Below are 12,226 nucleotides of genomic sequence, written 5' to 3' on the forward strand. Positions count from 1 at the left end.
ATGCCGCGTTTTAATCCCAAAAATCCCGCGCTGAATCCACTACCGGCCGGACAATCCCGGTGCGGATCGTGAAATCGCCAAAACCTTCGCCCGCATTGCGCTCTTGCGCCCAGCGGCCTACCAGTTGGTCAATTTCCTGCAAAATATCGGCTTCATTAATATTCTCACGGTACATGCGTGGAATACGCGTGCCTTCGCGGTTGCCGCCCAAATGCAGGTTGTAGCGGCCAATCGCTTTGCCCACCAGGCCGATCTCCGCCAGCAGCGCACGGCCACAGCCGTTCGGGCAACCGGTGATGCGTAATACAATATGTTCATCGCCAACGCCATGCTGCTGCATGATGTCTTCCACCTTGGTGACAAACTCGGGCAAGAAGCGTTCAGCTTCTGCCATCGCCAATGGGCAAGTGGGATAGGACACGCAGGCCATCGAGTTCTTGCGTTGCTCGCTGACCGTATCGTCGATCAGGCCATGCTTGCGCGCCAACGCTTCGATCTTCGCCTTCTCACTCTCCGCAACTCCGGCCACAATCAGGTTTTGGTTGGCCGTCAGGCGGAAATCGCCCTTGTGGATCTTGGCGATCTCGGCCATACCGGTTTTCAACGGGCGCTCCGGATAGTCCAGCAGGCGGCCATTCTCAATAAACAGCGTCAGGTGCCACTGTTTATCAATGCCTTTTACCCAGCCGATACGATCGCCACGACCGGTAAATTCATACGGGCGCACCGGTTCGAAGGTAATACCGGCGCGTTTTTCCACTTCGGCGCGGAAGGTGTCCACACCAACACGTTCAAGCGTGTATTTAGTTTTGGCATTCTTGCGATCGGTACGGTTCCCCCAGTCACGCTGGGTGGTGACCACTGCTTCAGCCACCGCCAGCGTGTGCTCTAGCGGGATATAACCGAATTCGCTCGCCTTGCGCGCATAGGTTTTCTTATTGCCATGCTCGATCGACAGACCACCGCCCACCAACAGGTTAAAGCCCACCAGCTTGCCGTTTTTGGCGATAGCCACAAAGTTCATATCATTAGCGTGCAGATCGACATCGTTTTGCGGCGGGATTACCACCGTAGTTTTAAACTTACGCGGCAGATAGGTGGCCCCGAGGATCGGCTCTTCATCGGTGGTTGCGACCTTTTCTTGATCCAGCCACACTTCTGCATAGGCGCGGGTGCGCGGCAGCAGGTGCTCAGAAATTTTCTTCGCCCACTCGTAGGCTTGCTGATGCAGTTCAGACTCTACCGGGTTCGACGTACAGAGCACGTTGCGGTTAACGTCATTAGCCGTTGCCAGCGCGTCCAGCCCCAGGCGGTTCAGCAACTGATGCACCGGCTTCACATTGCCTTTCAGGATGCCGTGAAACTGGAACGTCTGCCGGTTGGTAATACGGATGCTGCCGTACAGGGTGCTTTCCTGCGCAAATTTGTCGATGCCCAGCCACTGCTGCGGGGTGATAATCCCCCCCGGCAGGCGGCAGCGCAGCATCATAGCGTGGCGCGGTTCCAGCTTTTGTTCGGCACGTTCGGCGCGAATATCACGGTCGTCCTGCTGGTACATGCCGTGGAAACGGATCAGCAGGAAGTTGTCGCCATTGAAGCCGCCGGTCAGGCCGTCTTTTAAATCCTCCGCAATGGTGCCGCGCAGGAAGTTGCTCTCTTTCTTCAAGCGCTCGGCATCGGCCAGTTTGCCTGCCACAACCAGAGGCCCAGGGTGTTTATCACTCATCAGTACACATCCCGCTGATAACGGCGCTCAAAGCGCAGCTCACTTAAAAATTCATCTGCCTGCTCGGTATCCATACCACCGTGCTCGGCCACCAGTGCTAATAATGTGTTTTCAACGTCTTTCGCCATGCGGTTAGCATCGCCACAGACATAAATGTGCGCGCCTTGCTGGATCCAGTTCCAAACCTCTGCACCCTGCTCGCGCAGTTTGTCCTGCACGTAGACTTTATGCTGCTGATCGCGCGACCAGGCCAGATCGATGCGGGTCAGTAAGCCGTCTTTCACATAGCGTTGCCATTCAACCTGATACAGGAAATCTTCGGTGAAATGCGGGTTGCCAAAGAACAGCCAGTTTTTCCCCGCAGCGCCATCGGCTTCACGCTGCTGCATAAAGGCGCGGAACGGCGCAATACCGGTGCCGGGGCCGATCATGATCACCGGTGTTTCTGGGTTAGCGGGCAGGCGGAAGTTGTCGTTATGTTCGATAAACACCCGCAGATCGCCCTCTTCTTCCAGGCGATCCGCCAAGAAGCTGGAGGCACCGCCCGCACGTGCGCGGCCGTCGATGTCGTAGCGCACTACGCCCACGGTGATATGCACTTCGTTTTCATTCTCTGCCTGAGAAGAGGCGATCGAATACAAACGCGGCGTCAGCGGGCGCAGCAGGCCAAGCAACTGCTCGGCGTTCAAATCCGCCGGAGCCTGGCGCACCATATCGACAATCGGCGTATTGTGCGCGTAGTGCTGTAGCTTGGTTTTATCGGCCAGCAGGCCAATCAGTTTTTCATCGCGCGACAATGCAGCATACTTTTCCACGATCGGCGTGGTGTTCTGCGTCAGTTCGAAGTGAGTGCGCAACGCCTCGCGCAGCAGCAGGGTTTTACCTTCGACTTCAACCGGTTCGTCGCCTTTCAGCCACAACAGTTGCGCCAACTCATTCACCAGTTCTGGATCATTGTCAAACCAGACGCCCAGCGCATCCCCCGGCTGATAACGCAAGCCGGAATCCCCTAGGTCAATTTCGATATGGCGCACATCTTTATCTGAGCCACGGCCGGTGATCTGTTGCTTCACCGCCAGTTGTGCGGTCAACGGCTGTTCTTTGCTGTAAGGGCTGCTATCGATCAGATCAACGGCACCGCTCGCCAATACGCTCTGCGCGCTGCTTTCTGCGGGCGCACGCCCCTTCAGCACTTCCACCACCTGCTTGCGCCAAGCGATTGCCAGTTCCTGATATTCCACATCGGCATCAATGCGTTCAACCAAGCGTTCTGCGCCCAGTTCGGCCAGCTTGGTGTCAAAATCTTTACCGGACTGACAGAAGTTCTCGTAAGAAGTATCGCCTAAACCGAATACGGCAAAGGCGGTATCGGTAAGTTTTGGCGCTTTTTTCGAATGCAGGAATTTATGCAGCGCGACCGCTTCTTCCGCCGGTTCACCTTCTCCTTGGGTAGAGGCCACCACCACCAGCAGGCGTTCCTGAGCGATTTGCTTGAATTTGTAGTCACCTGCGTTAACCAAGGTGACGCTCAGTTTGGCCGCCAGCAGATCGTCACGCAGCTGTTCCGCCAACCGGCGCGCATTGCCAGTCTGGGAAGCAGAAATCACGGTAATGCTGGCCACAGCGGCAGCAGACACCGCTGGCGCGTTAGCGACAGCTCCCGGTTGCTGATTAACCATTCCCCAGAAGTAACCGGACAGCCACGCCAGTTGCGTTGGTGAATACTCACCAATTGCGGCCTGAAGGCGCGCCAACTGTTCGGGTGTTAGCGGGAGCAAAGATGTTGGAGGAGCCTGAGTCGTCATCGCAGTACGGATATCCTATGCTTAGCCAGTGTCAGTCGCTGTTTGCTTGCCTGAAAAGATCAGGAGAGTTTGTAAGGTTACCGAGCACCATTGCAACGAATAAATAAGGGATAGCAATAATTAATAACCAAAATGACTAAGCTGTTTTTCTGGTAACGGATAGCGGTTAAAGCGTTAAGAGCATTTTTTTATCACTATGAAAATAAGACACTTTTTTTACTCTTTATGGAATGAATCGCATTTATGGTTGACGACCTCATCCGATAAGCCGCACGCAGACCAAACAAAAAAAGTGTTAAGCCCAGGTTGCTGAGCAGCGGTGATTTGAAAGACTAAAGGTACGGAAGGGTATAAATGGTAAGCAAAGCCGCTTTTCGCTACACTGTGCGGCGTTTTTTGAATCAATGAGGCCAAAATAATGGCAACCACGCTGTTTAAAGATTTTCTGTTTGAAGCCGCCCATCGCTTGCCACACGTTCCCGAGGGCCACAAATGTGGCCGCCTGCACGGGCATTCTTTTATGGTGCGCCTGGAAGTCACCGGTGAAGTGGATGCACACACCGGTTGGGTAATGGATTTTGCCGAACTGAAGGTGGTGTTTGATCCGATTTGGCAACGCCTGGATCACCATTATCTCAACGATATTCCAGGATTGGAAAATCCCACCAGCGAAGTGCTTGCCGCCTGGATCTGGCAACAGCTCAAACCGCAATTGCCGGAATTGACGGCGGTAATGGTGAAAGAAACCTGTACCGCAGGCTGCGTGTATAAGGGTTGAAAGATAAAGGCGCCGATCGGCGCCTTGATTTTATGCAATATTCAAATACTTATGCGTCTGCATCGAAAGCCGCCAGTTGCGGGCGATGCAGGTTGCAATACACAAACGCGTCGCCTCTTCTTTCTGGCTGATCGGTTGCAGCGCGATGATACGGCGCTTCTCATCGCGCAGCGTTGCCAATAACTCATCCAGTGCCTCGATATCACGCTCACGCCCGACCGGGTGTTTGATCTCATCAGCACGCACCAGCGCTTGCTGCAAGACTTTCATTCCACCGCGCATGTTTACTTTTGGTGAAACCGTCACCCAGGTATTGGCGGAACAGAGGATTTCATGGGTGCCACTGGTTTCTATCTGGCAGCCATAGCCACTGTTTTCAAACAATGTCGTCAGCGGGATCAGATCGTAGATACAGGGTTCACCACCGGTGATCACAATATGGCGCGCGGTATAGCCCTGCTGCTGGATCACCTTAAGCAGTTGCTCGCCGCTGGCGCTGCCCCAGGCATCGCTTTCGGCGGTTTTCACCAGGATCCGCTGCATATCCACTTCCCGATCGGCATCCTTTTCCCAGGTATGTTTGGTATCGCACCAGCTACACCCCACCGGGCAGCCCTGCAAGCGGATAAAAATAGCCGGAACGCCAGTAAAATAGCCTTCCCCTTGCAAGGTTTGGAACATCTCGTTAATCGGATACTGCATCGTTTTCTCAATCAGGCAGGGTAAAAACGCATTATCGCAGATCCTGTTCTTACGACCAAATCAGGAAGATTGTATTAAATTTTTTACCTGAGCCCCAGCCAGCATATCCTTTCGATTAATTTCCTTATTTATGAAATTTATTAATGGATGATAGCCGCACGGGCAGTACATCCCACTGCGCGCAATAAACATAAAATCAACAAATAAGATAAATATATTTGACATAGCCCCTAATGACGACGCAGATGTATATACAGGCAAGCACAAGCAAGACACCGTTTCATTCATCAGTCTGCGTCCCCCAAGTTTAAAAATCGGGGATATCACATCTGCATTTAGAGGGGGTTTATGGTTAATTCCACTGAATTGAATATCCAGCAAGCCATTGATGACAGCAAGTTTTCACTATTTCACTGGACCTTAATCATTCTGGGCTTTCTGATCCTGGCCATTGATGGTTACGATACGGCGGCCATGGGCTACATCGCGCCTTCGGTTGCCAAAGACTGGGGGATCGCAAAACAGGATCTTGGGCCGGTACTCAGCGCTGCGCTGCTTGGCCTTTCGCTGGGTGCCTTGGTCGCCGGGCCAATTTCTGATCGCATTGGCCGCAAGCGGGTTCTTATCTTCTCCTGTCTGTTTTTTGGCCTGTCCAGCCTGGCCACTGCCTATGCGGGTTCGCTCAACAGCCTGACGCTGTGGCGTTTCCTCACCGGCCTCGGATTGGGTGCAGCAATGCCCAACGCCATTACGCTGATTTCAGAATATGCACCGCAGCGCTGCCGTTCACTGGCTATCAATACCATGTACTGTGGATTCCCACTGGGGGCCGCAGGTGGCGGCGCTATTTCTTCCTGGCTGATCCCTGCCTACGGCTGGCACACTGTGCTGTTGCTAGGAGCCATTGCCCCACTGCTGCTTACCGTGTTGCTGATCCTGTTCCTGCCAGAATCGGTCAAATACATGGTTAACCGCGGTCAGGATGCATTAAAAATCAAGCGGATCGCCCAGCGTTTTGTCAGCCAGAATATCAGCAGCGTCACGCATTTCTATTTGTATGAAGACAAGCTGGCCGAGTCAAAAACCAGTGTCGGTCTGCTGTTCAGCCGCCCATATCTGGTGGGCACACTCATGCTGTGGTTAACCTATTTTATGGGGCTGGTGATCTATTACGTACTACTGAGCTGGATGCCGCTCCTGATGCAGGGATTGGGCTACCAACTTGAGCAATCCGCATTCCTGACTTCGCTGTTCACCTTTGGTGGCACTTTGGGGATACTGGTGGCCGGTTGGCTGATGGATCGCTGGAATGCCCATAAGGTGGTTTCTGGTGGTTTTGCGGTCACCACGCTGTTGATTATGGCAATGGCAACCGAAGATACCCATATCCTGCTGCTTGGTGCGTTCATCTTCCTGATGGGGATTACCATGAACGGAGCACAATCCGGCCTGCAAACCCTGGCGGCCACCTTTTACCCCACACATAGCCGTGCCACGGGAATCGCCTGGATGCAAGGTATTGGCCGTTTTGGTGGTGTGGCAGGCACCATGATGGCGGCCCAGTTGCTGGCAATGCAGTGGGAAATACAAAGTATCCTGATGTTCCTGTGCATACCGGCGCTGGTGGCCGCGATGGCGACCCTATTTAAGATGACGCGTAAGCCACAGCTTGCTCAACCCGTGCTTTCGTAAAAGCCATCGATTGGAAATTGCCACGAGCGATCAAGCCATTCTCCGAGCTCACTACCAAGGGGAGCATAAATACCTCCCCTTCACGGCTCCAGCGGGCAGATAACTACGAATCCTCCTCTTCCGTAGTACGACTTTTTAATCCTTACAGCTAACTTGTAATGGGTATGTAAAATTATTGTGATTTAACGCGCAAAAATGACGCTACTTTAATTCATTTTTGCAGAGCAACTCACTATTCTGCCGGGCTCAATTCATGGTTTTTCTGCTAAAACCGCGCCTATTCGATTGATTAAAAAAAGAAATCGCTTTCTCTTATGGTTTTTTCAGCGCTTATTGGTCAGTGTTGCATATGCTTGTACATACAAGTATATGTTAATTATCCCGACGCATTGTTATGGCATGGTGAGTGATCTGCTACGTCATAAAATTTGTACCGATACTGTTTGAGGAAATAGCTGTGACTGCAAATAACAAAGTTCGCAACGTCGATATACGTGCACCCCGCGGCACTCAATTAAATGCCAAGAGTTGGCAGACCGAAGCCCCCCTGCGTATGCTGATGAACAACCTCGATCCTGACGTGGCGGAAAACCCGCACGAGCTGGTGGTGTACGGTGGTATTGGCCGCGCTGCCCGTGATTGGGATTGTTACGACAAGATTGTTGAAACCCTCAAAAAACTGGAAGACGACGAAACCCTGCTGGTGCAGTCCGGCAAACCGGTCGGCGTATTCAAAACCCACAGCAATGCCCCGCGTGTGCTGATCGCCAACTCCAACCTGGTGCCTCATTGGGCGACCTGGGAACACTTCAACGAACTGGATGCCAAAGGCTTGGCGATGTATGGCCAGATGACCGCTGGCAGTTGGATCTACATCGGCAGCCAGGGCATCGTGCAGGGCACCTATGAAACCTTCGTCGAAGCTGGCCGCCAGCATTACAACGGCAGCCTGCAAGGCCGCTGGGTGCTGACCGCAGGCTTGGGTGGCATGGGCGGCGCGCAGCCACTGGCCGCCACGCTGGCCGGGGCCTGCTCGCTGAATATTGAATGTCAGCAGAGCCGCATCGATTTCCGCCTGAAGACCCGCTATGTCGATGAGCAGGCCACCGATCTGGACGATGCACTGGCACGCATCAAGCGCTACACCGCCGAAGGCAAAGCCATCTCCATCGCCCTGTGTGGTAATGCGGCCGAGATCCTGCCGGAGTTGGTCAAACGCGGCGTGCGCCCAGATATGGTCACCGATCAGACCAGCGCCCACGATCCGCTGAACGGTTATCTGCCGAAAGGCTGGAGCTGGGAAGAGTATCGCCGCCGCGCACAGACCGAACCCGCGCTGGTGGTTAAAGCGGCCAAGCAATCGATGGCCGAACATGTTGAGGCCATGCTGGCCTTCCAGAAAATGGGCGTGCCAACCTTTGACTATGGCAACAACATCCGCCAGATGGCCAAAGAGATGGGCGTCAGCAATGCCTTTGATTTCCCAGGATTTGTCCCAGCTTACATCCGCCCATTGTTCTGTCGCGGCATCGGCCCGTTCCGCTGGGCTGCATTATCCGGCGATCCGCAGGATATCTACAAAACTGATGCGATGGTCAAAGAGCTGATCCCAGACGATGAACATCTGCATCGCTGGCTGGATATGGCGCGTGAGCGCATCAGCTTCCAGGGCTTACCGGCACGTATCTGCTGGGTCGGTTTGGGCCAACGCGCCAAGCTGGGGCTGGCGTTCAACGAAATGGTACGCCGTGGCGAGCTTTCTGCACCGATCGTGATTGGTCGTGACCATCTGGACTCCGGTTCCGTCTCCAGCCCGAACCGCGAAACCGAATCGATGAAGGACGGTTCCGATGCGGTATCCGACTGGCCGCTGCTCAATGCCCTGCTCAACACCGCCAGCGGCGCGACCTGGGTTTCCCTGCACCACGGCGGTGGCGTCGGCATGGGCTTCTCGCAGCATTCTGGGATGGTGATCGTCTGTGACGGCACCGACGAGGCCGCTGAGCGTATCGCTCGCGTGCTGCATAACGATCCGGCCACCGGCGTGATGCGTCATGCTGACGCAGGCTATGATATTGCTATCGATTGTGCATGCGAGCAGGGCCTCAACCTACCAATGATCGCGGCCACTCAGGGAGACAAAGCATGAAAGCACTGACTATTCGCCCAGGCAAACTGACGCTTGCCGAGCTGCGCCAGGTTTATCAACAGCCGGTAAAACTGACTCTGGACGACCATGCTTATAGCGCGATCCAACAAAGCGTGGCCTGTGTAGAGCGCATTGTGGAAGAAAACCGCACCACCTATGGGATCAACACGGGTTTTGGTCTGTTGGCCTCAAGCCGTATTGCCCGTGACGATCTGGAAAATCTCCAGCGCTCCCTTGTGCTTTCCCACGCCGCCGGCGTTGGCGCGCCGACCGATGACAATCTGGTGCGCCTGATCATGGTGCTGAAGATCAACAGCCTGTCGCGCGGTTTTTCCGGTATCCGTCTGGAGGTGATTCAGGCCTTGATGGCTCTGGTGAATGCCGAAGTCTATCCGCATATTCCGCTGAAGGGTTCCGTCGGTGCTTCCGGCGATCTGGCACCGCTGGCGCACATGAGCCTGGTATTGCTGGGTGAAGGCAAAGCCCGTTATCAGGGCGAATGGTTGCCAGCGGTGGAAGCGCTGGCCAAAGCGGGCCTGAAGCCAATTCAGTTGGCAGCCAAAGAAGGGCTGGCATTGCTGAACGGTACACAGGTTTCTGCCGCCTTTGCCCTGCGCGGCCTGTTTGATGCAGAAGATCTGTACGCAGCGGCGACCGTCACTGGCAGCCTGACGGTAGAAGCGGCTCTGGGTTCCCGCAGCCCGTTCGACGCACGGATCCATGAAGTGCGCGGCCAACGTGGCCAGATCGATGCTGCCACCGCGTATCGCCATCTGTTGGGGGAGCGTAGCGCTATATCTGACTCGCACCACAACTGCGAAAAAGTGCAGGATCCCTACTCCCTGCGCTGCCAGCCACAGGTGATGGGAGCCTGCCTGACGCAGATCCGCAATGCGGCCGAAGTGCTGGTAATCGAAGCCAACGCGGTGTCCGATAACCCGCTGGTGTTTGCTGACCAAGGTGATGTGCTGTCCGGCGGTAATTTCCACGCCGAACCGGTAGCCATGGCCGCCGATAATCTGGCGCTGGCGTTCGCTGAAATCGGTTCGCTCGCCGAGCGCCGTATTTCTCTGATGATGGATAAACACATGTCGCAGCTACCGCCATTCCTGGTGGATAACGGCGGCGTGAACTCTGGCTTTATGATCGCTCAGGTCACGGCGGCAGCCTTGACCAGCGAGAACAAAGCACTGGCACACCCGGCCAGCGTCGACAGTATTCCGACGTCGGCCAACCAGGAAGACCACGTTTCTATGGCCCCAGCCGCTGGCCGTCGCCTGTGGGAAATGGCCGATAACGTGCGCGGTATCCTGGCGGTAGAGTGGCTGGCGGCCTGCCAAGGGCTGGATCTGCGTAAGGGTCTGCAAACCACCGCAGGTCTGGAACAGGCGCGCCGCCTGCTGCGCGAATATGTCAGCTACTACGATAAGGATCGGTTCTTCGCTCCCGATATCGAAGCCGCCAGTGCGCTGTTGGCGGCCGGTCATCTGACATCACTAATACCCGCGGCGCTGTTGCCTAGCCAGGCGTAGCCGTTTCTTTAATCTGCCCTCTGGATTGCAAATCGCAGCCGACAAAGTTGCGGTTTGCATGACAAAAGGGATATACCCTGCAAGTTCGTACTCTGTCCCATCGGGCTCGTTTCCCCGATGTGGGCAGTGCTGCCTGTCCGACAACAACTCTAAAACGGGGAAGCAACATGCGTAACGAAAAAACTCAACTCCGGCGCGGCTTGAACGCACGGCACATTCGCTTTATGGCCTTGGGTTCCGCCATCGGCACCGGGCTGTTCTACGGTTCCGCAGGCGCTATTCAACTGGCTGGCCCTGCCGTCCTCCTGGCCTATCTGGTCGGCGGGGCGGCGGTGTTTATGGTGATGCGTGCGCTGGGGGAAATGGCGGTTCATCAGCCGGTTTCCGGCTCATTCGGCCATTACGCCAGCCACTATCTTGGCCCATTGGCCGGGTTTCTCACCGGTTGGACCTATACCTTTGAAATGGTGATCGTAGCCCTGGCCGACGTCACGGCTTTTGGTATCTATATGGGGCTGTGGTTCCCAGATGTCGCACAGTGGGTTTGGGTACTGAGCATCATTATGTTTATCGGCGCGCTCAACATGTGCAGCGTCAAAGTATTCGGTGAAATGGAGTTCTGGCTTTCACTGGTGAAAGTCGCGGCCATTGTGGCGATGATCATCGGTGGTGCGGCAGTAATGATGTTTGGCTTCGGCCAAACGCATGAAGCCACCGGCTTCAGTAACCTGTGGCAGCACGGCGGCTTTATGCCAAACGGCATTGGCGGCGTCGTGGCTTCACTGGCCGTGGTGATGTTTGCCTTCGGCGGTATTGAAATTATCGGTATCACCGCCAGTGAGGCCAAAGATCCGGCCACCGTGCTGCCAAAAGCCATCAACTCCGTGCCAATTCGCATACTGTTATTCTACGTATTGACCCTATTGGTGCTGATGGCGATCTATCCCTGGAACAGCATCGGTCAGAAAGGCAGCCCGTTCGTGGAAATCTTCAGCAATCTGGGGATCAGTTCCGCCGCCAACGTGTTGAACGTCGTGGTGATCACCGCCGCCATCTCTGCCATCAACAGCGACATTTTTGGCGCAGGCCGCATGATGTACGGCATGGCCCACGACGGCCAGGCACCGAAAAGCTTCTCTAAGTTGACCGCCAGCGGAGTCCCTTGGATGACGGTGTTGGTAATGTCCATCGCGCTGCTGCTGGCGGTGGTACTCAACTATTTCATTCCGAAACAGATCTTCATGATCATTGCCTCGATCGCCACCTTTGCCACCGTTTGGGTATGGCTGATGATCCTGCTCTCGCAGATCGCCATGCGCCGCACGCTCAGCAAAGAAGAAGTCAGCCAACTGAGTTTCCCGGTGCCCTGGTGGCCCGTTGCTCCGGCGGTGGCAACCGTATTCATGTTGTTTGTGATCGGTCTGTTGGGTTATTTCGAAGCAAGCCGCATCGCGCTGTATGTCGGCCTGGTCTGGGTGGCCTTCCTCACCCTGGCCTACTGGCTGTGGGTACGTAAGAAAACCCCATCCGCCGTAGCCTCAGCGCAAAATATGTAAGAATAGATTTAGCGTTACTTAAGCAGGCTTAGGGCAGTTGGTTGCACTAAGTCTGCTTTTCAAACCTTATATCGCCCCATGCTTTATTGCCGCTTCTCAGCACCGCTGAAGAACGGGGTTAAGCTGATTGTGCAAAACCGCGCAGAACTCAGCGAGCGCTTTCGATAAACAACATCAACTTGCCCTTATAACGTATTTTATTTTATCGGCACGCTTCTTAATTTTAATTAAGTATTTACTTAAAAAATAGTTTCTCCACTTATTTTATGGAGATTATTTCATCATA

Annotated in this window: 8 protein-coding genes; 5 read left to right on the top strand and 3 right to left on the bottom strand. The window is 54.6% G+C overall.

Going from position 1 to position 12,226, the window contains the following annotated elements:
- Nucleotides 1–10: 10 nt before the first annotated feature.
- Entirely contained in the window at nucleotides 11–1,726 is a 1,716-nt protein-coding gene (cysI, locus tag ACX9GT_RS20970; protein WP_473188542.1) for an assimilatory sulfite reductase (NADPH) hemoprotein subunit, read from the bottom strand.
- Nucleotides 1,726–3,531: an NADPH-dependent assimilatory sulfite reductase flavoprotein subunit gene (gene cysJ, locus ACX9GT_RS20975; RefSeq protein WP_473188543.1), complete on the bottom strand. Its 1,806-nt coding sequence runs from the start codon at nucleotides 3,529–3,531 to the stop codon at nucleotides 1,726–1,728. Before cysJ ends, cysI begins: the two co-directional genes overlap by 1 nt.
- Nucleotides 3,532–3,949: 418 nt before the next feature.
- Here cysJ and queD point away from each other — a divergent pair, with 418 nt between their 5' ends.
- Nucleotides 3,950–4,309, top strand: coding sequence for a 6-carboxytetrahydropterin synthase QueD (gene queD, locus ACX9GT_RS20980; protein ID WP_473188544.1), 360 nt, complete (start codon nucleotides 3,950–3,952; stop codon nucleotides 4,307–4,309).
- 30 nt (nucleotides 4,310–4,339) lie between these two features.
- On the opposite strand, the gene queE is transcribed toward queD, so the two are convergent.
- The gene (gene queE / locus ACX9GT_RS20985) at nucleotides 4,340–5,011 is read right to left on the bottom strand and encodes a 7-carboxy-7-deazaguanine synthase QueE (protein WP_473188545.1); all 672 of its coding nucleotides are present in this window, start codon (nucleotides 5,009–5,011) and stop codon (nucleotides 4,340–4,342) included.
- Between the two features lie 348 nt (nucleotides 5,012–5,359).
- Between queE and ACX9GT_RS20990 the strand changes: the two genes are divergently transcribed.
- The 4 genes from ACX9GT_RS20990 (at nucleotide 5,360) to ACX9GT_RS21005 (ending at nucleotide 11,940) form a co-directional block, all read left to right on the top strand.
- Complete coding sequence (locus ACX9GT_RS20990) at nucleotides 5,360–6,703, top strand: MFS transporter (protein ID WP_473188546.1); 1,344 nt, start codon at nucleotides 5,360–5,362, stop codon at nucleotides 6,701–6,703.
- Between the two features lie 457 nt (nucleotides 6,704–7,160).
- Complete coding sequence (gene hutU, locus ACX9GT_RS20995; RefSeq protein ID WP_473188547.1) at nucleotides 7,161–8,852, top strand: urocanate hydratase; 1,692 nt, start codon at nucleotides 7,161–7,163, stop codon at nucleotides 8,850–8,852.
- Nucleotides 8,849–10,384 carry a histidine ammonia-lyase gene (gene hutH / locus ACX9GT_RS21000; RefSeq protein ID WP_473188548.1) on the top strand — a complete coding sequence of 512 codons (1,536 nt, stop codon included), beginning with the start codon at nucleotides 8,849–8,851 and terminating at the stop codon, nucleotides 10,382–10,384. The genes hutU and hutH overlap by 4 nt, the downstream gene beginning before the upstream one ends.
- A gap of 167 nt (nucleotides 10,385–10,551) precedes the next feature.
- Nucleotides 10,552–11,940, top strand: coding sequence for an amino acid permease (locus ACX9GT_RS21005; RefSeq protein WP_473188549.1), 1,389 nt, complete (start codon nucleotides 10,552–10,554; stop codon nucleotides 11,938–11,940).
- The last annotated feature ends 286 nt before the right edge of the window (nucleotides 11,941–12,226 follow it).

It is taken from the genome of Serratia sp. YWN4, from assembly GCF_055790845.1.